Annotated in this window: 17 protein-coding genes, 1 tRNA gene and 1 pseudogene; 10 read left to right on the top strand and 9 right to left on the bottom strand. The window is 68.3% G+C overall.

What is annotated here, in order from left to right:
- Positions 1-11: 11 nt before the first annotated feature.
- The 5 genes from nhaA to J7E88_RS18660 all read right to left on the bottom strand — a co-directional run bounded on the left by nhaA (position 12) and on the right by J7E88_RS18660 (position 4458).
- On the bottom strand, positions 12-1439 hold the full coding sequence (gene nhaA, locus J7E88_RS18680; RefSeq protein ID WP_215182465.1) for a Na+/H+ antiporter NhaA: 1428 nt from the start codon (positions 1437-1439) through the stop codon (positions 12-14).
- A 40-nt stretch (positions 1440-1479) separates the two neighbouring features.
- Positions 1480-1947: a DUF3040 domain-containing protein gene (locus J7E88_RS18675; protein WP_215182463.1), complete on the bottom strand. Its 468-nt coding sequence runs from the start codon at positions 1945-1947 to the stop codon at positions 1480-1482.
- Between the two features lie 69 nt (positions 1948-2016).
- The gene (locus J7E88_RS18670) at positions 2017-2805 is read right to left on the bottom strand and encodes a slipin family protein (protein ID WP_215182462.1); all 789 of its coding nucleotides are present in this window, start codon (positions 2803-2805) and stop codon (positions 2017-2019) included.
- Complete coding sequence (locus tag J7E88_RS18665) at positions 2802-4151, bottom strand: nodulation protein NfeD (RefSeq protein ID WP_308307539.1); 1350 nt, start codon at positions 4149-4151, stop codon at positions 2802-2804. Before J7E88_RS18665 ends, J7E88_RS18670 begins: the two co-directional genes overlap by 4 nt.
- Positions 4152-4251: 100 nt before the next feature.
- Positions 4252-4458 (bottom strand): DUF2180 family protein, encoded by a 207-nt coding sequence (locus J7E88_RS18660; RefSeq protein WP_215182460.1) that lies wholly within the window; start codon positions 4456-4458, stop codon positions 4252-4254.
- Positions 4459-4708: 250 nt separating this feature from the next.
- On the opposite strand from J7E88_RS18660, the gene J7E88_RS18655 reads away from it, so the two are divergent.
- The 4 genes and pseudogenes from J7E88_RS18655 to hpnR all read left to right on the top strand — a co-directional run bounded on the left by J7E88_RS18655 (position 4709) and on the right by hpnR (position 10232).
- Positions 4709-5890, top strand: coding sequence for a CdaR family transcriptional regulator (locus J7E88_RS18655; RefSeq protein ID WP_215182458.1), 1182 nt, complete (start codon positions 4709-4711; stop codon positions 5888-5890).
- Between the two features lie 30 nt (positions 5891-5920).
- A pseudogene (locus J7E88_RS18650) lies at positions 5921-7761 on the top strand (glycoside hydrolase family 15 protein).
- Between the two features lie 241 nt (positions 7762-8002).
- The gene (locus J7E88_RS18645) at positions 8003-8554 is read left to right on the top strand and encodes a retropepsin-like aspartic protease (RefSeq protein ID WP_215182457.1); all 552 of its coding nucleotides are present in this window, start codon (positions 8003-8005) and stop codon (positions 8552-8554) included.
- A 181-nt stretch (positions 8555-8735) separates the two neighbouring features.
- Positions 8736-10232: a hopanoid C-3 methylase HpnR gene (hpnR, locus tag J7E88_RS18640; protein ID WP_215182455.1), complete on the top strand. Its 1497-nt coding sequence runs from the start codon at positions 8736-8738 to the stop codon at positions 10230-10232.
- Between the two features lie 152 nt (positions 10233-10384).
- Here hpnR and J7E88_RS18635 read toward each other — a convergent pair whose 3' ends face one another.
- On the bottom strand, positions 10385-10633 hold the full coding sequence (locus tag J7E88_RS18635) for a hypothetical protein (RefSeq protein WP_215182453.1): 249 nt from the start codon (positions 10631-10633) through the stop codon (positions 10385-10387).
- Positions 10634-11707: 1074 nt separating this feature from the next.
- Positions 11708-11794 (bottom strand) — tRNA-Leu (locus J7E88_RS18630).
- A gap of 337 nt (positions 11795-12131) precedes the next feature.
- On the opposite strand from J7E88_RS18630, the gene J7E88_RS18625 reads away from it, so the two are divergent.
- The 6 genes from J7E88_RS18625 (at position 12132) to pknB (ending at position 20232) form a co-directional block, all read left to right on the top strand.
- Entirely contained in the window at positions 12132-12971 is an 840-nt protein-coding gene (locus J7E88_RS18625) for a DUF3662 and FHA domain-containing protein (RefSeq protein ID WP_215182451.1), read from the top strand.
- A 10-nt stretch (positions 12972-12981) separates the two neighbouring features.
- Positions 12982-13500, top strand: coding sequence for an FHA domain-containing protein (locus J7E88_RS18620; protein WP_215182449.1), 519 nt, complete (start codon positions 12982-12984; stop codon positions 13498-13500).
- Between the two features lie 141 nt (positions 13501-13641).
- Positions 13642-15135, top strand: a complete 1494-nt coding sequence (locus tag J7E88_RS18615; RefSeq protein ID WP_215182447.1) for a PP2C family serine/threonine-protein phosphatase — start codon at positions 13642-13644, stop codon at positions 15133-15135.
- Between the two features lie 26 nt (positions 15136-15161).
- Positions 15162-16589: an FtsW/RodA/SpoVE family cell cycle protein gene (locus J7E88_RS18610; protein WP_215182446.1), complete on the top strand. Its 1428-nt coding sequence runs from the start codon at positions 15162-15164 to the stop codon at positions 16587-16589.
- On the top strand, positions 16586-18046 hold the full coding sequence (locus J7E88_RS18605; RefSeq protein ID WP_215182445.1) for a penicillin-binding protein 2: 1461 nt from the start codon (positions 16586-16588) through the stop codon (positions 18044-18046). The genes J7E88_RS18610 and J7E88_RS18605 overlap by 4 nt, the downstream gene beginning before the upstream one ends.
- A 167-nt stretch (positions 18047-18213) precedes the next feature.
- On the top strand, positions 18214-20232 hold the full coding sequence (pknB, locus tag J7E88_RS18600) for a Stk1 family PASTA domain-containing Ser/Thr kinase (protein ID WP_215182444.1): 2019 nt from the start codon (positions 18214-18216) through the stop codon (positions 20230-20232).
- Between the two features lie 157 nt (positions 20233-20389).
- On the opposite strand, the gene J7E88_RS18595 is transcribed toward pknB, so the two are convergent.
- Positions 20390-21067 (bottom strand): class E sortase, encoded by a 678-nt coding sequence (locus J7E88_RS18595; RefSeq protein ID WP_215182442.1) that lies wholly within the window; start codon positions 21065-21067, stop codon positions 20390-20392.
- Between the two features lie 39 nt (positions 21068-21106).
- On the bottom strand, positions 21107-22390 hold the full coding sequence (locus J7E88_RS18590) for a class E sortase (protein WP_374196294.1): 1284 nt from the start codon (positions 22388-22390) through the stop codon (positions 21107-21109).
- Between the last annotated feature and the right edge of the window lie 74 nt (positions 22391-22464).

Here is a 22464-nt window from a genome sequence, read left to right as displayed (position 1 = left end):
CTTGTCCGTCCTTAGGGTCTTCCCCATGACTTCTTCCCAGGCGTGCGCGGTCGCCCGTCGAGTGACGATGGATCGACAGGGCCGGAGCCGCTGTCACCAGAACGGTCCGGATGCCGGCTCGACGAGTTCGCGCCGTTCCGCGGTGGAGTGGCATCGACCTGCTGGTAGATGTCGAGGATGTTGTCGGCATTGGCGTCGAGGTTCTCCGCCTCGTGCAGCCGTCGGTACTTGTTGTTCCGCAGCCGCAGCAGCAGGCAGGCCAGGAGCCCTGAGGTCAGGGAGCCGAGGAGGACGGCGGCCTTGATGTGCTCGAGGTCTGCCGGATCGGGGTAGGCGAGTTCGCCGATGAGCAGTGAGACCGTGAAGCCGATGCCGGCCAGCATGGCCACGGCGATCACGTCCGCCCAGGCGAGATCCGGGCTGAGCCGGGCACGGGTGAAGCGGACGGCGAGGTAGGAACCGCCGAAGATGCCCAGTACCTTGCCGGCGGCCAGGCCCAGTGCCACTCCGAGGGGTTCCGGTCCGCTGACCACAGCCTTCAGCGTGCCGCCGGTGACGCTGACGCCGGCCGCGAACAGTGCGAACAGCGGCACCGCCACTCCGGCGGAGACCGGGTGGACCAGGTGCTCGATCTGTTCGGCGGGACATCGGCCTCTCTCGCCGTCGCGTGCCACCCGCAGCAGCAGTCCCATGGCGAGTCCGGCCACGGTGGCGTGGACTCCGCTGTTGTACATCAGGCCCCAGATGACCAGTGCGAGCGGCAGGTACCAGTACCAGCCGTGCACGCGCCTTCGGTGGTGCAGGTAGAAGAACAGGCCCAGCCCCAATACGGCGCCGATGAGGGCCGGAAAGTTGATCGTCGAGGTGTAGAAGAGGGCGATCACGATGATGGCGCCCAGGTCGTCCACGACCGCGAGCGTCAGCAGGAAGGCACGCAGCGCCGAGGGCAGATGGGTGTCGATCACCGCGAGGACGCCCAGCGCGAACGCGATGTCGGTGGCCATGGGGACGGCCCAGCCACTCCACGTGCCGCCCAGGCTCGTGGCCACGAGGCCGTAGACAAGGGCCGGTGCGACCATGCCGCACACCGCCGCGATCATGGGCAGCGCCGCCGTTCCGGGATGGCGCAACTCGCCGACCACCAACTCACGTTTGAGTTCCGCGCCGACGACGAAGAAGAAGATCGCCAGGAGTCCGTCGGCCGTCCAATGGGCCACCGACAGATCCAGCCCCAGGGCTCCGACACCGAAGTGGAAGTCCCGAATGGAGGCGTACGCACCGCTCAACGGTGTGTTGGCCCACACCAGCGCCACCGCAGCCGCAGCGAGCAGCACCATTCCGCCCACCGTCTCCGTGCGCAGGGCGTCCGCCACGAACGTGCGCTCGGGCAGCGGGAGACGGCCGAGGAAGATGCGGTTCTTGCGGTTGCGTCCGACCATCCAGCTGGCCTTTCGGTGACTGGCAGGCTTCCTGTGTGCTTCAACCTGACGGCCAGCTCAGGCTCGGATGCTGATCGAGACATACGACTGTGCAAGATCGCGTGCACGCATGCGGCTTCCACCTTCCAGGAAGATCGGTAACTCGCCGTCCTGGCCTGGTGGGCATCGGTTCGGGGTCGTCCCGGGACCGGGAGGACTGACGCCTGGAATGAACCGATACGCCCGGAACACGGCCGTGCGGCGGTCCGTGATCGTCCTCGGCCGAAGGCGACCCGCTGAAGGCCAGCGTGAGGATCAGGCTCACCACCACCACGAGGGCGAACACGACACATGCCTTCCAGCGCCAGTCGTGCCCTCCGCCGCCGTCGTTGCACCTGTCGGTGTACTCCTGATCGTCGGGGAACTGGCCGTTCAGTGCGTCCATCAGCGAGACCAGCTCGGGGTCGTCCCGGGAGAGGTGTCGCTCCATCTCCGCGAGGATGCGCCGGTCGTCCATCGAAGGGTTCATGCCGATCACCTGTGTGCTGGGGACAGGACTCAAGTCCGCGGAGCGCACGGTCGCCCGATGGGATCTGGTCTATGGGGTGCGGGCGCCGCCGGCCGCGGCGTCTGAGGGCCGGAGCGTGTCCACGAGGCGCAGGACCTCCATCGGCAGGGGGAAGATGAGAGTGGAGTTCCGCTCGCCGGTGATCTCGGCCATGGTCGACAGGATCCGCAGGTGCATGGCCGCAGGGTGACCCTCGAGGCGCTCTGCGGCATCGGCCAGGGTCTGGGCGGCCTCGAACTCACCCTTGGCGTGGATGACCTTGGCCCGCCGGTCACGCTCGGACTCTGCCTGTCGCGCCATGGCACGGCGCATGGCCTGGGGCAGTTCGACGTCCTTGACCTCGACGAGGGTGACCTTGACGCCCCACGGGTCTGTGACGTCGTCGATGATCTGCTGGAGCCGCTGGTTGATCTCGTCCCTGTTGACCAGCAGCTCGTCCAGATCGACCTGGCCCAGGATGCTGCGCAGCGTCGTCTGGGCGATCTGCGAGGTTGCCGTGATGTGGTCCTCGACCGCTACCACCGAGCGGTTCGGGTCGACGACGTTGAAGTAGGTCACCGCGTTGACCCGCACGGTGACGTTGTCCTTGGTGATGACGTCCTGCGGCGGAATGTCCATCGTCACGGTCCGCAGGGACACGCGGACCATGCGGTCCACCACGGGGATGATGAAGAACAGCCCCGGCCCCTTGGCTCCGATGATCCGGCCGAGGCGGAAGATCACTCCGCGCTCGTACTCGGGCACGATCTTCACGGCGGCCATCAGCAGCAGGAGCAGGACGGCTGCGCCGATGATGATGCCGAGCAGGGTTGTGTTCATGGCCTGTCCTCCTGTTCAGTTCCCGGGCCCCTGGGGGGCTCGACGGGTTCGACGATCAGTTCCAGGCCGTCGTGGTCCACCACGCGCACGTGCCGGCCTTCGGCGAGCGCGGCATCACGGCAGCGCACGGTCCACCACGCCCCTTCGAGCAGCACCTGGCCGGTGCCGCCCTCGGCGTGTCGTACGACTGCCTCGCGGTCCAGCAGCGCCTGGTGCCCGGTCGTCGCCGGCGCCTTCCTGGCGCGCCAGGCCAGGCGGCCGGCCAGCACCGAGCCGCCGCCCACGACCAGGGCGGTCGGCCACAGAACGGCGGGATCCACGCCGAGCTCACCGCGGAACATCAGCACCCCTGCGAACACCAGGGCCACCGTTCCACCGGCGGCGAAGACCCCCACGCCCGGAGTGAGGACTTCCGCGACGAACAGGGCGGCGGCCAGGGCGAGGAGCAGCAGCCCGCCGACGTTGAAGGGCAGCACGCTGAGGGCGACGAATCCGAGAACGAGCAGGATGACGCCGATGACACCGGCGAAGCCCATACCCGGGTTGGCCAGCTCATAGATGACGGCCAGCGTGCCGATCGACAGGAAGAGGAACGCCAGCTCCGGGCTCGCCAGCAGCTGCCGCAGCTCACCGAAGAACCCCAGTTCGTGCTCCACGACCTGCGCCCCGGCCGTGCGCAGCACCACCTCGCGCTCCGCATCCTCCGGACCGACCACGACCCGGCGGCCGTCCAGCTCGGTGAGCAGGGCATCGCGGGACGGCGCCACGAGATCGACGACATCGATCCGCACGGCTTCCTGGTCGGCGACCGCCTTGCCGTCACGGACCATGTCCCGGGCGAAGTCGACGCTGCGCCCCCGCTGCTCGGCGATCGCGACCGCGAAGGCGACGGCGTCGTTGACCACCTTCTCGCTCGCCTCCTCGCCCTGCCCCGTCACCGGCGTGCCGGCCCCGATGTGGGTGCCGGGCGCCATGGCGGCGACATGCGCGGACATCGTGATGTAGGCACCTGCCGATGCGGCTCGCGCACCCGATGGCGCCACGTAGACGACGACCGGCACCGGCGAGGCGAGGAAGTCCTGGACGATGTCCCTGGTGGACTGCAGCAAGCCGCCAGGAGTGTCCATCTCGATCACATACGCGGCGTGTCCGTCGCTCTCGGCGATACCCAGCCCTTCCCTGAGGTGATCGGCGACGACCGGCGTGATGGTGCCGTCGACACGTGTGACCAGAACGGACTGGGCCTGCGCTGCGCTTGTCGCCGGCACGGCGAGGAGGCAGGTGAGGCACACCAGCAGTAGTCGCACGAGTACCTGTACAGAAGAGAAGGGGTGGTGTCGGGGCACGAGATGAACCACCTCCTTCGTCCGTCGAGGGGCATGGCCGACAGGTCCTGATGGTCAGGGACCTGCGCAGAGGTGCAAAGACTGCTTGGCGGCTGTCACCTCACACGCTTTCTTCCGCCCGACGGCAGGCGGAGCACACGACGAAACGAGCTGGGATATCGCTCGTCGATTTCCCCAAGCCCCTGTCCCGATGGATTTCCTGGGTCTCGATGTACAGGTGCTCGCTGCACAGCGCTACGCCGCACCGATGGCACACCGCGACAGCTGTTGTCGCCCGTTTCAGAGAGTGGCAGTCGTAGCAGTCCATTGCCGGCACCTCGGCTTCTCGCTTCCAGGACGCATCCCTCGTCCCCGCAAAAACCCGCCACCCGTCCTCGACGACGGCTGCCAAGCCAGTTCAAGCCGATACCGGCTCGACCGTTGCGCTGCTGAGGTCAGGCCAGAGGATGTTCTATCCACAGATTTACCCGTGCCAGTTGGCTGAACGTCGGCCAGTGGACGGTAGGGGCTGGCATCTTGCACCTGCGCTCTTTGCCGCTCTCCGGCAAAATGTTCCCATGTCGACCGGTGAAGGCCGCCATCGCTCATGCTCCGCAGATGGCCGGGTGGTGTCCGCTCCGGCGGACACGGCCAGTGGCTATGACGCCTATGGGGATGAGCTGAGGAGACATCTGGAGCGGCTGGCCGAGATATCCCTCAGCAAGCAGCAGCTGACCGACGCGGACCTCCAGCAGTTGCGAGATCTCGCGGCTGGTGCGGCCAGCCGTGGCACGGCGCTGCGAGTGGTGGTCTGCGAGTACTTCACTTCGGCCTGCCGTGCCTGGGCTCGCCTGCCGGGCACTCATCACGCTGATGATCTCGCCGAGCTGCAGGAAGCGGCATTGGCGGTCATGCGGGCGGTCGGCGATTCTGCCGTGGCCCTGAGCGAGGGATACGAGAGCGCTCAGCGGGCGGCCATCCGCGGCGAAGAGGCGAGCCGTCGTGAGTTCGTCGACGACCTCCTGGAGGGCCGCACGGACCTGGGAACGCTGGCCGAGCGGGCCGAGCGGTTCGGACTTCGCCTGGTCGGGCCGCACAGCGTCACCATCGCGCGTGCGATGAACCCCTTTGAGGCAGGCAACGCCGCAACGCGCTACGTAGAGGAGGGGCTGACCGCCAGGTTCGGGATGGAGCATGTACTGATCACTACCAAGGACGGACTGCTCGTCTGCGTGGCCTCCGGAACCGCCCGAGGCGTTCCGGAGTTGTTCGCCGCTCAGGTGTGCAAGTCCGTCAAGGAGCGGTGCCAGGTTGCTATGAGCCGGCCCCGGGCCGGCCCCAGCGGCATCGTCCTCTCGTACAAGGAGGCGCGCAGCGCCCTTGACATGGCCACTCAGCTTGGCCTCACCGCCCCGGTCGTGAACGCATCGGACCTCCTGGTCTTCCAGGTGCTGGGCCGAGATCGAGCAGCGATCACCGACTTGGTGGCCACCGTGCTCGGAGGCCTTGAGCAAGCACGCGGGGGGCCCGAGGCGCTGCTGGAAACGCTCACCACGTACTTCGCCAGTGGCTGCATGAACACCGCCACAGCCCGTCGGCTGGGGCTGGGGGTCCGCACCGTCAGCTATCGGATGGCTCGCATCCACCAGCTCACTGGCTACGACCCCACAGACCCCGACCAGCGGTACACCCTCCAGACCGCCGCACTCGGAGCCCGCCTCCTGGGTTGGCCCGCAGACCCGCTTCAGAGCGCCGACTGACCCTTTCCCGCCGATGGGTACAGGACAGGTATGGACACGTCGTGGCCGACGTACCGCGAGGGATACCTCCCCCTCGAGGATCACGGGTTGATCGGTGATGGCCGTGGCTGCGCCCTCGTCGGACGCGATGGCACGGTGAGTTTCATGTGCGTCCCGCGGTTCGACTCCCCACCCTTGTTCTGCGCCCTGCTCGACCGGCATCGCGGCGGTTCCTTCCGTCTGGCCCCCGACCGGCTGCAGGACTGCGGCCAGCACTACGTGCCGGACACCGGCGTCCTGGTGACGGAGATGCGAGCCGACACCGGCACCGTCCAGGTGACCGATGCCTTCGCCCTCGAACCCGGAGCGCACCTGGAGGAGGACGTCCCGGCCGGCACGGGTCGGCTCGTGCGACATGCGCGTGTCATCCACGGCACTGTCGACCTGAAGATGCTCATCGAGCCGCGCGGCAGCGCAGAAATCCGCCGAGACGCTGCCGGATGGCGGCTCTCCTGCCCTCGCCAGGAGCTAGAGCTCCTCCTGCGCTCATCCCGGCCTCCGCCAGCGCCCAGGAACACCTGAGGCTGCACGAAGGGGAGGATGCGTGGTGGGCTCTGCACTGGAACCAACCGCCTGACACCCTCCGAAATCATGTGGGCCCTGACGAGATCGCCGATACCGTGAAGGCATGGCGGCGCTGGTCGGCGTACGTTGCCGACGACATGCCGCAGGCAGACCTGGTGCGCCGCTCCGCCATCACCCTGAAACTGCTGGACCATGTCGAGAACGGTGCGATCGTCGCCGCCCCCACCTCTTCTCTGCCCGAATGCATCGGGGGCGCCCGCAACTGGGACTACCGCTACGCCTGGATCCGGGATGCCGCATACGCGGTCTTCGCACTGCGCCGCATCGGGCTGCCCATGGAAGCCGGAGGATTCCTCTCCTGGGCGCTGACCGCCGCACAGCATGACGAGCACCCACGTGTCCTGTATGACGTGGACGGCCGAACGCCGCCCGCGGAAGTGATCGACAACGAGCTGGAGGGCTACCGCCGTTCGAAACCGGTGCGCTGGGGTAACGCCGCCGCAGAACAGATGCAGCACGACGTCTACGGAGAGATCCTCGACTGCGCCTTCCAGTGGGCAGCCACCGGCGGGCGCCTGCACAGCCGGCTCTGGCACCGCCTGACCGACCTGACCGAGCAGGCCAGAACCGCATGGAAGACCCCTGACCACGGAATCTGGGAGGTCCGCACCCAAGGCCGCCCGTTCACCTACTCCGCCGCCATGTGCCAGGTGGCGCTCGACCGCGCCACACGGCTCGCGCGCCGCTTGCACCTACCGGGCGATCCGGACACCTGGGGCGCCGAGGCTCATCATCTGGCAAGGCGCATCCTCCACGACGCCTGGGACGAACGCAGCAACGCCCTCACCGAACACCTCGGCCCCGGGGGCGCACTCGACGCCTCACTTCTCGGCCTTCCCCTACGCCGCGTCGTCCCGGCCGACCACCCGCGGATGATCGCAACCACCCAGGCCATCATCAGCCGACTCGGAGCAGGCGGCGGCCTGCTGTACCGCTATCTGCCCAAAGACTCTCCCGACGGACTCAACGAGCCCGAGGGCGCATTCGTCCTGTGCAGCTTCTGGCTGGTGGACAACCTGGTCGGCCAAGGGCACGTCGAGGAAGCAACCGAACTGTTCGACACCCTGTGCTCCTACGCCAGCCCGCTCGGACTGTTCGCCGAACAGATCGATCCCGCCGACGGCTCCTTCCTCGGGAACTTCCCCCAAGGCCTCAGCCACGTCGGCCTCATCTCCAGCGCCGTGGAACTCGCCCGCGCCCAGCGCGGCGTGCGCCCCGAGCTTTCCACCCACGCCTGGTTCCAATGAACCTGCGTCGATCTCGTCCGCCCGCGCCGCCGCGAGCTTGGCGAGCACCGGCGGCAGCCCCGTATCGTCGATCGCGGCCAAGTCGAAGGCCTCGCGCCGCGGCGGTCCGGTCCGGTCGGCGCCGCTTCGCCGCGCAGTATCCACCGTCGTCAACCTCGCGGCAGCCCCGCTCTCATGGCGTGCGCGACGCCGGCTGGCAGACGAGTGGTTTGCGCCGTGATGGGGTGGGCACCTCCGCCCCATGAGCATGCGGGACGACGGCGCGCCCGGTATGAGGCACCAGTGGGCGAGCCGACTCGTTGGAGGGCCCCTGGCCGCGCTGCTGCTCGTGAGCTGTATCGCGTACGAAGATCGTGACGACCGGGACGGGCCACAGATGTCCCCGGAAGCGGTGCGCGAGGTGCCGCTCCGGGTCGTGGAGCAGGGCGGCCAGTCGTTGGCGTTCGTCCCGGTGACCGTCGAGGGGGAAGGACCCTTCATGTTCGCCCTGGACACCGGGGCCTCCACGAGCGTGGTCGACGAGGATGTCGCCGACCAGGTCGGTCTGGAACGCACCGGCGAGCGCCGTTCGGTGAGCGGGATCCTCGGCACTGGGCAGGTCCCCGTAGCCCGGGTGGACCAGTGGAAGGTCGGTGACGTACGTATCGAGCCAGGAGAGGTCACGGTCATCGACCTCGGCCCTCCTCAGGGAGGCAGCGGCCTTCAGGGCCTACTCGGCTCGGACGTGCTCAGCGACTTCGGCTCGATCACCGTCGACTATGACGATGGCGTCCTCAAAATCCCCGCCCCGTGACGACTGGGAGCGTGCCATATAGCCGCAGCGTGGCCGGTTGAGGGTCCCGGAGCCGCCGCTGCTGGCCACTCCTGCGGGCCACCTGATGCCGCCAGACAGCCGCATGAGAGGTGGCGCGGGAGGGATCCGGGGCTCGAAGGGGATATGCCTGCTGTTTTCGGCTCCCCCTGACAAGGTGATCATGCGGCTGCTGCTCGTCCATCCCAGCGCCCTGATGTATTCAGAGATCTTTTTGAGGCTCGAACCACTGGGCCTGGAACGAGTGGCGGCGGCAGCTCGCAATGCGGGTCACGAGGTCCGCGTCGTGGACCTTCAGGTAGTCGCCCGGTCCGGGCTGATGAGGGAGCTGACGTCCTTCCGGCCTGAAGCCCTCGGGATTTCCCTGAACTACCTGGCGAACATCCCGGAGGCGATCGAGCTGGCCGAGCAGGTGAAGCGGGCGGTACCCGGCTGCTTCGTCTTCTTCGGCGGTCACAGTGTTTCCTTCATTGCCGCAGAGGTGCTTCAGCAGGCCGGTGGCTCGGTGGACGCCGTTGTCCGCGGCGAGGGGGAGCCTGCGATCGCACCGCTGCTGGAGGCGATCCGTGACAAGGCAGTGGAGGCCGTCCCTGGAGTCGTCACCACCACCGGCCGCGGGCCGGCGCCCCAGATGCTCCACAACATCGACGCCCCGCTCCCGGCACGTGACCTGATGCGCAATCGCCGCCGCTACTTCATCGGTGAACTCGACCCGTGCGCCTCCGTCGAATTCACCCGCGGCTGCCCGTGGGACTGCTCGTTCTGCTCGGCATGGACGTTCTACGGCCGCAGCTACCGCAAGGCGTCGCCTGAGGCGGCGGCCGACGACCTGGCATCCATCCGCGAGCCCAACGTGTTCATCGTCGACGACGTCGCCTTCATCCGGCCCGAGCACGGCAACGCCATCGCCGCGGAAGTCGAACGACGCCGCATCCGCAAGCAGTACTACCTGGAGACACGCAGCGACGTTCTGCTGCGTCACCCCGAGGTCTTCGAACGCTGGGCACGCCTGGGGCTGCGCTACATGTTCCTCGGCATGGAGGCCATCGACGCGGCCGGGCTTGAGCTGTACCGCAAGCGGGTCAGCCCCGACGAGAACTTCCGGGCACTGGAGACGGCCCGCCGCCTGGGCATCCAGGTGGCCATCAACCTGATCGTCGACCCCGGATGGGACGAGGAACGCTTCCGCGTGGTGCGGGAGTTCGCACTGTCCGTACCGGAGATCGTCCACTTCACCGTCATGACGCCCTACCCTGGTACGGAGATCTGGCACACCGAATCGCGGCGGCTCACCACCCGGGATTACCGCCTCTTCGACATCCAGCACGCCGTGGTCCCCACCACGCTGCCGTTGGAGCGGTTCTACGAGGAACTCGTGCGCACCCAAGCCGTCATCAACCGCAAGCACCTCGGGCTGCGCACCGCCTTCGGCGCGGCGCGCGTCCTGGGACGCAACCTGCTGCATGGCCAGACCAATTTCGCTCGCATGCTGTGGAAGTTCAACCAGGTCTACAATCCGCGCCGGCAGCTGGCCGACCACCAACTCCCCGTCCGCTACGAACTGCCGGAGCCCAAACCCCTCGAAGCCGGTGGTCGCGAGCGCCTCTACGTCCACACCCGGGGGCAGACGCACACCAAGAACCCGGAAGGCACCGGCTGACGGAGATTCGGATCCCCCCACGGCCACCAGCCAACAGCCCGTGCCCGTGCTGCCTCGTTCGTGCGTAAGGCCGCGGATGCAGGCCCCTCGCACCACAGCTCCACCCGCGGAGCCATGTCCGTCGTTTTGTCCGGGTCGACGCCGTTGCCGAGTCAGCCGGACCGATTCACGTTTGCCGACAGCGAGCTGACGACGACCGGGGATTCGAGGCCAGTCAGCGGTCCACCAAGGGGAAGCGTCAATCCCTGAAGAAGCGGGCCAAGTATCTGTTCGGCTACGACGCGGCCCTGGCCGTCACCCGCGATGCCCGCCATGACCAGGTCCTCTTGGAGGACAACACCCCGATTCCGGAGGTCCTGCCTGTCCTCGTCCTCGGTGTCTCCCTCGACAAGCCCGGCCACCGCCCGCCTACAACGGCCTCAAGGTCCTACGCCGCCTCCGCGAGCGGGGATACAAGCAGGGCTTTCTGGCCGGTGACCTTGCGTAATAAAACTCCGACCCCGACGAGTGGCAGCTGCCCGTCCGGGCCCTCGGCTTCAAGCCGGTCTACGACTACCGCGTCGATCAGCTCGGCAAGCAGGCGGAAACCCAGGGCGCGATCCTCGTCGAGGGCACCTGGTACTGCCCCTCCATGCCCAAGCCCCTTATCGACGCCATCAAGGACCTGTACGCCGAGCGCAACGACCGCGAGACCTGGACTCGCCTCATCCCCGCCCGCAGGCCCTACCGCCTCATGCCCAAGGAGAACGAGGACACGGAAGGCCACCAGCGAGTGATGTGCCCTGCCGAGGCCGGCAAGGCACAGTGCCCCATCAAGCCGCGCAGCATGGGCCGAGGCATCACCTCCCGTTGGTCGACTCCGAGCCCAGCCCCATTGGGCCCCTCAAGGTCTGCCGCCAGCGCGGCGTCACCCTCGCGCCCGCCGAAGGCGCCAAGCACTGGCAGGCCCTCGACTTACGGCGACGACGAATGCCAGAAGGTCTACTTCCGGCTCCGGAACAGCGTCGAGGGCTACAACGGCTACGCGAAGACCCCCTGGCCGAGGCCATCGAAGCCGCCGGCTCCTGTCGGATCCGCGGTCTCGCCGCCCAGACCATCCTCCTGGTCTTCCAGCTCGCCCACGCCAACCGCCGGAAGATCAAAAACTGGGTGGAGACCCTGGCCCTCGGCGGCCATCGGCCTCGCAGACGCACCCACCATCGGCGGCGGACCAAACCGCTGAGCAGCTGGACCCCCACCGGCTACCTGGCCGCTAGCAGCTAGACCCACAGAGCACCGGCCACATCAACTGAAGATCTTGAACGATGAGGGCCCGTTCCGCGACGTACGCCACGGAACCGGCCCTGCTGCGTGCGACCGCCCCAGGACGGCGAAGCCCCCGGCACCGCTGGGCCCGCCGGGGCTGTCGGTCAACGAGAAACGGGCCCTCACCAGGACTTTCGTCTCTGGTGAGAACCCGTTTCATCGGTTTCTCGTGGTGCGCGAGGGGGGAGTTGAACCCCCACGCCCTTTCGGGCACTGGAACCTGAATCCAGCGCGTCTGCCTATTCCGCCACCCGCGCATTGGGTGTTGTCCTCGGGTGCTTCACCGTGCCGGTGCCTGCCCCCTGGCGACATGCAGAAGATTAGCACGCTGCACAGGGTGGATTCACATCCGTTGTTTCGGAGCCCCGCGGAGCGAACAGGGAACGGAGCGAGGGACGAGGGAACGGAAGGCGACCTCCCCCCACTCCTCCTGGATGTACTCCGGGTGCGGGACACTGTTCAGAGGCCGCCTCTACGATCCGTGTGAGAGGTGACACTCATCGACGGGGCAGACAAGGGGAACCAGCCGATTTCCCGACGCGTGGATACGATCAGTAAGCAGTACCAGGGCGACAACGACGGAGGAGGTGCCCCATGGGAGTCCTGAAGCGTTTCGAGCAGCGCCTCGAAGGCTTGGTCAACGGCACCTTCGCCAAGGTGTTCAAGTCCGAGGTCCAGCCCGTCGAGATCGCGGGCGCCCTCCAGCGGGAGTGCGACAACAACGCGACGATCTGGAACCGCGAGCGGACGGTCGTCCCCAACGACTTCATCGTCGAGCTCAGCGCGCCCGACTTCGAGCGCCTGAGCCCGTACGCGGGCCAGCTCGGCGACGAGCTGTCCGGCCTGGTCCGCGACTACGCCAAGCAGCAGCGCTACACCTTCATGGGTCCCATCAAGGTGCACCTGGAGAAGGCGGACGACCTCGACACCGGTCTGTACCGGGTGCGCAGTCGCACTCTGGCGTCGAGTACGTCACAGAGCTCTCCCGGCCCCGCGGCAGCACAGCAGGGCGCCCCGCGCGGTGGCTACGGCTACCCGCCGACGGGCGCCCCGCCCATGCCCGCCGCACCACCGCCCGGCACGGCCGGCGACCGGCGCCCCGGCCCCGCGGCCGGCCAGCGCGCCCCGGTTCCCGGCGCCATGCCGAGCGCACACGTACGACGCTGGATCGAGATCAACGGCACACGCCATCAGATCTCCCGCCCGACGCTGGTGCTGGGTCGCAGCACCGACGCCGATGTGCGGATCGACGACCCCGGCGTATCGCGCCGGCACTGTGAGATCCGGACCGGAACGCCCTCGACGATCCAGGATCTCGGGTCCACCAACGGCATCGTGGTGGACGGGCAGCACACCACCCGCGCTACGCTCCGCGACGGCTCGCGGATCGTCGTGGGCAGCACCACCATCGTTTACCGGCAAGCCGAAGGGTGAAGCGGGGGCAATGTCAGAGCTGACCCTGACGGTCATGCGGCTAGGTTTCCTGGCTGTTCTGTGGCTGTTCGTGATCGTGGCCGTCCAGGTCATCCGCAGCGATCTGTTCGGAACGCGCGTCACGCAGCGCGGCTCACGCCGCAATGCGGACGCCCGTCCCCAGCAGGCGCGCCAGGCCGCTGCGCCGCCGCAGCAGCAGCAGCGCCAGCAGGCGGGCGGCCGTCAGCGCAGAGGGGCGCCGACGAAGCTGGTCGTCTCGGAGGGCACCCTCACGGGCACCACCGTCGCGCTCCAGGGCCAGACGATCACCCTGGGCCGGGCGCACGACTCCACCATCGTGCTGGACGACGACTACGCCTCCAGCCGGCATGCCAGGATCTACCCCGATCGAGACGGCCAGTGGATCGTCGAGGATCTCGGGTCCACCAACGGCACCTATCTCGACCGGACCCGGCTCACCACCGCGACACCGATTCCGCTGGGCGCGCCGATCCGCATCGGCAAGACCGTCATCGAGCTGCGGAAGTAGTACGAAAATGAGCGAGCGGAGCGAGCGAGCCGCAGCGGTCCCCACGGGGGACCGGCACGGGCTCCCGACCGGAGGGTGGGCAGTGTGGCTCGAGACCGGCTGGCGCGACAAACGCCTGGCGAGCCGACGGGCGAGGTGCGCATGAGTCTTTCTCTGCGTTTCGCCGCCGGATCGCACAAGGGCATGATCCGCGAAGGCAACGAGGACTCCGGTTACGCCGGCCCCCGCCTCCTTGCCATCGCCGACGGCATGGGCGGCCAGGCCGCCGGTGAGGTCGCCTCCTCCGAGGTCATCTCCACGCTCGTCACGCTCGACGACGACGTGCCCGGCTCCGACATCCTCACCTCGCTCGGCACCGCCGTGCAGCGGGCCAACGACCAGCTGCGGCTGATGGTCGAGGAGGATCCCCAGCTCGAAGGCATGGGCACCACGCTCACGGCGCTGCTGTGGACCGGTCAGCGCCTCGGCCTCGTCCATGTCGGCGACTCCCGCGCGTACCTGCTGCGCGACGGCGTGCTGACCCAGATCACGCAGGACCACACCTGGGTGCAGCGGCTCGTCGACGAGGGACGCATCACCGAGGAAGAGGCCACCACCCACCCGCAGCGGTCCTTGCTGATGCGCGCGCTGGGCAGCGGCGACCATGTCGAGCCCGACCTCTCCATCCGCGAGGTCCGCGCCGGCGACCGCTACCTGATCTGCTCCGACGGCCTGTCCGGCGTCGTCTCCCACCAGACGATGGAGGAGACGCTCGCCAGCTATCAGGGGCCGCAGGAGACCGTTCAGGACCTGATCCAGCTCGCCCTGCGCGGCGGCGGACCCGACAACATCACCTGCATCGTCGCCGACGTCCTCGACACCGATTCCGGTGACACGCTCGCCGCACAGCTGAGCGACACCCCGGTCGTCGTCGGCGCGGTCGCCGAGAACCAGCACCAGCTGAACGACGGCGGCGCGATGCAGACCCCGGCCGGCCGCGCGGCGGGCCTCGGCCGCCCCTCCGCACCGCCGGCTCCCGGCGGGAGCTTCGGCCCGCCAGGCTCCGGCGACGGATACGGCGGCATGCCCCCGGAGGGCTCCTTCGGGTCCTTCACCGACGACGACTTCGTCAAGCGCGGCGGCCGCAAGTGGCTGAAGCGGTCGTTCCTGATGGTCCTCGCGCTCGCGGTCGTGGGCGGCGGGCTCTACGGCGGTTACCGCTGGACCCAGACCCAGTACTACGTGGGCTCGAACGACGAGCACGTGGCCCTCTACCGGGGCATCAGCCAGGATCTCGCGTGGGTCTCGCTCTCGGAGATGGAGAAGGACCACCCCGAGATCGAACTCAAGTACCTACCGCCCTACCAGCGCAAGCGGGTGGAGGCGACGATCACCGAGGACAGCCTCGGCAAGGCCCGGGCAAAGATCGACGAGCTCGCCCGCCAGGCCACCGCCTGCAAGAAGGACGAGCAGCGCCGCGAGGCGGCCGACCGCGCCAGCACCCCGCCGCCCGGCACGGGCGACGCCGAGGCCGAAGACACGGCCGGGACGCCCACCACCCAGAACGCCAAGACCAAGCCGACAGCCGCTCCCTCTCCGGGTCCCACCCTCTCGGAGGAGGAGCAGAAGCTGGCCTCGAACTGCGGCAAGCAGTAACAGGGCCGTAGGGGGCCTTCTCCACCATGAGCGTTGTCACCAACACGACCACGATCGGTGCGATCGACGCACCGAGCCGACGGAACACCGAGCTGATGCTGCTCGGGTTCGCCGTCGCGATTCCGGTGTTCGCCTACCTCAACGCCGGGCTCGCTCTCGACGGCGAGGTGCCCACGGGCATGCTCGGCTACGGGCTCGGCCTGGGTCTGCTCGCAGGCGTCGCCCACCTCGTGGTGCGCAAGTTCGCCAAGTACGCGGACCCGCTGCTGCTGCCGCTGGCGACGCTGCTGAACGGACTCGGCCTGGTGCTGATCTGGCGCCTCGACCAGTCCCCCCGGCTGCAGGCTCGTGGCGACTTCTCGGCGCAGGCCACCAACCAGCTGATGTACTCGGCCCTCGGTGTCGCCCTGTTCGTCGGTGTGCTCCTGATGCTGAAGGACCACCGCATCCTCCAGCGCTACACCTACATCTCGATGGCGGCGGCGCTGGTTCTGCTGCTGCTGCCGCTCGTTCCGGGCCTCGGCGCGAATGTCTTCGGTGCGAAGATCTGGATCCGTGTCGGCGGTTTCTCCATCCAGCCCGGCGAGTTCGCGAAGATCATCATCGCCGTCTTCTTCTCCGGCTATCTCATGGTGAAACGGGATGCTCTGGCGCTGGCCAGCCGCCGTTTCATGGGGCTCTACCTGCCGCGCGGCCGCGACCTCGGCCCGATCCTCACCATCTGGGCCATGAGCCTGCTGGTGCTGGTCTTCGAGAACGACCTCGGTACCTCGCTGCTGTTCTTCGGCATGTTCGTGATCATGCTGTACGTCGCCACCGAGCGGACCAGCTGGATCGTGATGGGTCTGCTGATGTCCGCGGGCGGCGCGGTCGTCGTCTCGCAGTTCGCGAGTCACGTCCAGTCCCGTGTGGCCGCCTGGCTCGACCCCTTCGGGTGCCTGGAGACCGCACCCGAGGGCACCAACATGATCTACGCCTGCGATCAGATGACCCAGGTCCTGATGTCCTTCGGCGCCGGAGGGACGCTCGGCACCGGTCTGGGGCAGGGTGATTCCGATCTCATCGGCTTCGCCGCCAGCACCGACTTCATCTTCGCCACCGTCGGCGAGGAGCTCGGTCTCGCCGGCGCAATGGCCTTCCTGCTGCTGTACGGCCTGCTCATCGAGCGAGGCGTCCGTACGGCGCTCGCTGCCCGGGACCCGTTCGGCAAGCTGTTCGCGATCGGTCTGTCCGGCGCCTTCGCGCTCCAGGTCTTCGTCGTAGCCGGCGGTGTGATGGGTCTCATCCCGCTGACCGGCATGACCCTGCCGTTCCTCGCAGCGGGTGGTTCCTCCGTGATCGCGAACTGGGCCCTGATCGGCATCCTGATCAGGATCAGCGACACAGCGCGCCGTCCTGCACCCGCGCCAGCCCCGTCCCCCGACGCCGAGATGACCCAGGTGGTCCGACCGTGAACAAGCCCCTGCGCCGGATCGCGATCTTCTGCGGGCTGCTCGTACTCGCCCTGCTGATCCGGGACAACTGGCTCCAGTACGTCCGGGCCGACGAGCTCAACACGCACAAGCTCAACCGCCGCGTCCAGATCGAGCGCTACGCGCACGAGCGCGGCAACATCATCGTCGACGGCAAGGCCATCACGGGCTCCGTCGAGACGGACGACACGGACTTCACGTACAAGCGGACCTACGTCGACGGCCCCATGTGGGCCCCCGTGACCGGTTACGCCTCACAGGCGTACGACGCCAATCAGATCGAGAAGCTCGAGGACGGCATCCTCACCGGCAACTCCGATCAGCTCTTCTTCGACCGCACGATGTCGATGTTCACCGGCGACAAGAAGAAGGGCGGCAACGTCGTCACCACCCTCAGCGGCGCCGCTCAGAAGGCCGCCTACGAGGGTCTCGGCGACAAGAAGGGCGCCGTCGTCGCGATCGATCCCAAGACCGGCAAGATCCTCGCCCTCGCCTCCACCCCTTCGTACGACCCCTCCTCCTTCGCCGGCTACTCGGCCAAGGACGAGAAGGCGTGGATAGCGCTGGAGAAGGACAAGGACAAGCCGAAGCTCAACCGCGCGCTCCGCGAGACCTACCCGCCCGGTTCGACGTTCAAGGTGGTCACGGCCGCGGCTGCCCTGGAGTACGGCGCGATCGACGACATCGAAGCCCCGACCGACACCCCGGAGCCGTACATCCTGCCGGGCACCCGGACGCCGATGGTCAACCACGCCAGCGGCTGTGAGAACGCCAGTCTGAACGAGGCGCTGCGGGTCTCCTGCAACTCCGTCTTCGCCAAGCTCGGCGACGACGTGAGCCGGGACAAGATGGTCGAGATGGCGGAGAAGTTCGGCTTCAACAACTCGGAGATCGACACCCCGGTCCGTGCCGCGGCGTCCGTCTACGACAAGGAGATGAGCCGGGACGGCAACGCGCAGTCCTCCATCGGCCAGTTCAACACCGCCGCCACCCCGCTGCAGATGGCCATGGTCACGGCGGCGATCGCCAACGACGGCAGGCTGATGAAGCCGTACATGATCGACAAGCTGGTCTCCCCGAACCTGGACACCATCCAGCAGAACGACCCGGAGGAGATGAGCCGTCCGCTCTCGCAGAAGAACGCGCAGCTCCTCCAGCAGATGATGGAGAACGTCGTCGAGAGCGGCACCGGCGGCCGTGCGGCGATCAACGGCGTGAAGGTCGGCGGCAAGACCGGTACGGCCCAGCACGGCGAGAACAACAGCAAGAACCCCTACGCCTGGTTCATCTCGTACGCCAAGGACGACAACGGATCCCCCGTCGCCGTCGCTGTCGTCGTCGAGGACAGCAAGGCCCGCCGCGACGACATCTCCGGTGGTGGCCTCGCGGCTCCCATCGCCAAGGCCGTGATGGAGGCGGTGCTCGACCAACAGGAGTGACCAGGATCACTCCCGACCCGCATACCTGCACTTTGCGATACCGGTCGGGTATCAGCATTTGCTCCCGGGCGGATCAAGCAGTAGGTGCCCGGTAGCCTTTGCGCGAACAGCACACCGGCGGACCACACACGGGTGCGGTCGGGACTGACGGAGAGGGCTGGAAGGTTATGGAAGAGCCGCGTCGCCTCGGCGGCCGGTACGAACTGGGCTCGGTGCTCGGCCGTGGTGGCATGGCCGAGGTCTACCTCGCCCACGACACCCGGCTCGGCCGTACCGTCGCCGTGAAGACGCTGCGGGCCGACCTGGCCCGCGACCCGTCCTTCCAGGCCCGGTTCCGCCGTGAGGCCCAGTCGGCCGCCTCGCTCAACCACCCGGCGATCGTCGCTGTCTACGACACCGGCGAGGACATGGTGTACGACAACGCCTCCGGCGGGGGCGCCGGGGTGTCGATCCCGTACATCGTCATGGAGTACGTCGACGGGTCCACCCTGCGCGAGCTGCTGCACTCGGGCCGCAAGCTGCTGCCCGAGCGCACCCTGGAGATGACGATCGGCATCCTCCAGGCCCTCGAGTACTCGCACCGCAACGGCATCGTCCACCGCGACATCAAGCCGGCGAACGTCATGCTGACGCGCACCGGCCAGGTCAAGGTCATGGACTTCGGCATCGCCCGCGCGATGGGCGACTCCGGCATGACCATGACGCAGACCGCTGCCGTCATCGGCACCGCGCAGTACCTCTCTCCGGAGCAGGCGAAGGGCGAGCAGGTCGACGCCCGCTCCGACCTGTACTCCACCGGCTGCCTCCTCTACGAGCTCCTCACCGTGCGCCCGCCGTTCGTGGGCGACTCCCCGGTGGCCGTGGCGTACCAGCACGTACGGGAAGAACCGCAGCCGCCCAGCAACTTCGACCCCGAGATCACGCCCGAGATGGACGCGATCGTGTTGAAGGCCCTGGTCAAGGATCCGGACTACCGCTACCAGTCGGCCGACGAGATGCGTGCCGACATCGAGGCGTGCCTCGACGGCCAGCCGGTCGCGGCGACTGCGGCGATGGGCGCGGTCGGCTACGGCGGCGGCTACGGCCCCGACGACCAGCCGACGACGGCGCTGCGCCAGGCCGACCCGGCCGGCCAGACCTCGATGTTGCCCCCGGTGAACCCGGACGACGGCGGCTACGGCGGTTACGACGACCGCCCGGACCGCAGACGCCAGAAGAAGTCGAGCACCTCGACGATCCTGCTGGTCGTCGCGGGCATCCTGGTCCTGATCGGCGCGGTTCTGATCGGCCGGTCAATCTTCGGCGACAGCGGCGGCGCCAACAACGTGCCCGTCCCCCAGCTGGTGGGAATGACACTGGACGAGGCGAAAAATCGCGGCGAGAACGCCAAGGTCGAGGTCCAGGAATCCGGTACCCAGCGCTGCGACCAGCCCAAGGGCAGGATCTGCAGCCAGAATCCCCAGTCCGGCGAGATTCCCGAGGGCAGCGTCGTCACCGTGGTCGTCTCGGACGGCGCGCCCAAGGTGAAGGTCCCCGACGTCGTCGACAAGGACGTCGAGTCGGCGACCGAGCTCCTGGAGGAGGACGGCTTCAAGGTCGACGTCAAGGAGGTCGAGTCGGCCGAGGAGGACCCCGGGACGGTCCTGGAGCAGAACCCGCCCGGCCGGAGCATGGCCGAGAAGGGCGCCGAGGTCACCCTGACGGTCGCCAAGCAGGCCAAGGAGAACCTGCCGAACGTGGTGGGCCGCCAGTTCGACGCCGCGAAGGTGCAGCTTGAGCTGGCCGGGTTCGAGGTGGTCCGTGCCGACGTCGACTCCAACGAACCGGCGAACCAGGTCGTCGCCCAGGACCCGCAGCCGGGTCTGGTGGCCAAGGGCTCGAAGGTGACGCTCCAGGTCTCCAAGGGCCCGCAGCAGACCCAGGTCCCGGTGCCCGGGATCGTGGGGAAGCGGGTCGGCGAGGCCAAGCAGATGCTGGCGCAGGCCGGATTCACGAGCGTTCAGTTCGCTCCGGGCAGCAGCCCGGACGACAACGCCGTCGTGGTCGCGTCCAACCCGCCGCCGGGCACGCCGGCCGACCCCGCAACCACCCCCGTCACCCTCCAGACAATCGGCGGGGACGGCGGCAACAACGGCGGCAACGGCGGTGACGGCGGCGGCTTCATCGGCGGCAACGACGGCGACTGAGGCCCTGTCGGAACGGTCTTCCTGACCGGCCTTCCTGACCTGAGACCGGCGGAAAGCCCCGGCACCCTCCAGAGGGTGCCGGGGCTTTCCCATGCCGTGAGGCCCGTCCGGGCCGGGCGGTCCAACGCCGCCGGACCGTCGAAGACCGCCGGACCGGCTAGCGCAGCTCCGCCGGCGGCGTCCGCTGCGCGTCCACCTTCTCCGTCCGCTCCAGCTCGCCCCAGACGATGTACCGGTAGTCGGACGTGTAGACCGGCGTGCACGTCGTCAGCGTGATGTAGCGGCCCGCCTTCTTCTTGCCCGACTCCTCCGGGACCGGCTGCAGCACGTCCACGTTGTACTTCGAGGTCTTCGGGAGCGTCTCGTAGACCTTGTAGATGTACCAGGTGCCCTTCGTCTCGAAGACGATCGGATCGCCGGCGCGCAGCCTGTGGATGTTGTGGAACTTGGCGCCGTGGCCGTCGCGGTGCGCCGCCAGCGTGAAGTTGCCCTTGTCGTCCCACGGGAGCGCGGACTTGATCGGTTCGGTGTAGTAGCCGGCGACGCCGTCGTTGAGGGCATCGGTCTCCGTGCCCTTCTTGACCAGCACCTCGCCGTTGTTCATGGCGGGTACGTGCAGGAACCCGATGCCGTCCTTGGTGTCCAGCTCACCTGGGCCGCTGTGCGACCAGCCGTCGCGCATCCGGTCGCCCTGTGCGGAGGCCTCGCGGTCGGCGAGGACGTTCGTCCACCACAACGAGTAGACGACGAAGAGCCCCAGCACCACGCCCGTGGTGATCAGCAGCTCGCCGAAGACGCTGATGGCGCCGGCGATCCGGCCTCGTGCACGTGCCACTGCACCTGTTCCTGTCCTGAAGTGTCTCGGCCGACGTCATCAGCCGACGAGTGCGTCGGGTTTGCCCTTGCTGCGCGGCCGTTCCTCGACCATCTTGCCCCACACGATCATGCGGAAGGTGCTGGTGAATTCGGGCGTGCAGGTCGTCAGCGTGATGTACCGGCCGGGCCGGGTGAAACCGGAGCCGGGCGGCACGGGGCCGATCACGCCGACGTTCGACGGCGAGGTCTGCGGCAGGATGCTCGCCATCTCGTACGTGTAGTAGGTGTCCTGCGTCTCGACGACGATGGGGTCGCCGGGCTCCAGGTGATTGATGTAGCGGAATGGTTCGCCGTGGGTGTTGCGGTGGCCGGCGACCGCGAAGTTGCCCTGCTTGTCCTGGGGCATCGCGGTCTTGAGCTTGCCCTCGCTGTAGTGGCCCACCATGCCGCGGTCCAGCACGCCGTGCTTGTCGATGCCTTCGGCGATGGGGACGACGACGTCCAGTTTGGGGATGTACATGATGGCGAAGCCCTGACCCGGTTCGAAGGCATCGGGCTTGCGTCCGTTGGCCCAGTCGTCCTGGATCTTGTTCGCCGCCTTGTCGGCCTGCTGTCCCGCCAGCACATTCGTCCACCACAGCTGATAGGTGACGAACAGCAGCATCAACACACCGAAGGTGATGAACAGCTCGCCGATCGCGCGACTGGCAATGACCGCCGGGCTGTCCTTCGCCGCCTTGGCCGCACGCCGGGCCTCGACCCTGGACATCGGTTTCGCCGGCTCTGCGGGCGTCTTCGCCGCCTCGGGAGCGGAACGTCTGCGGCCCTTTCCCTTCGCCGCCCTGCGCCGCTCGGCCCGGCCGGGCCCCGGCGACACCTCGGCCGCGCGGCGCGTGTCGGACGTGCGCAGCGCCACCGTCTCGTCGTCGGGCACGAGGACGGTGGGGGGCCCGGCGGGCCCTGACGCCTGCGTAACGGGTGCCTCCGCCTCGGCAGCCGGTGTATCGGGCACCGGTGAATCGAAGACGGTCGTCCGCGCCCCGGCCTGCTCGCTCCGGTGCCGGCCCTGCCGCGGGGCCACCGGGGCCACCGGGGCCACCGGGGCCACCGGGGCCACCGGGGCCACCGGGGCATCCGACGGCAGGCGGCCGGATTCCGGTTCCGGCTCGCCCGCGGGCTCCTGGCCGTACCAGTCCTGCCGGTACCCCTCCCGGTCGTACCAGTCGACCGGATCCCCGGGCAGCGGCTCCGTATACGGCGGGGAGGGCGGGGGCTGCTCCTCCTGCCCGGCAGCGATGTCCGACGCGCGGAACCGCGGGGAAGCGTGCTCGCCCGGTGGCAGGGGGTCCGTCAACGGGTCGTAGCCGAGCTCTCCCCCGCCGCCGAACTGCCGCCCGTGCTCCTGCTCATGCCCGG

This window comes from Streptomyces sp. ISL-10 (assembly GCF_018614575.1).
GTDB lineage: Bacteria > Actinomycetota > Actinomycetes > Streptomycetales > Streptomycetaceae > Streptomyces.
Note: the sequence above shows the minus strand (reverse complement) of the source record. Positions and strands in the feature narration are given on the sequence as shown.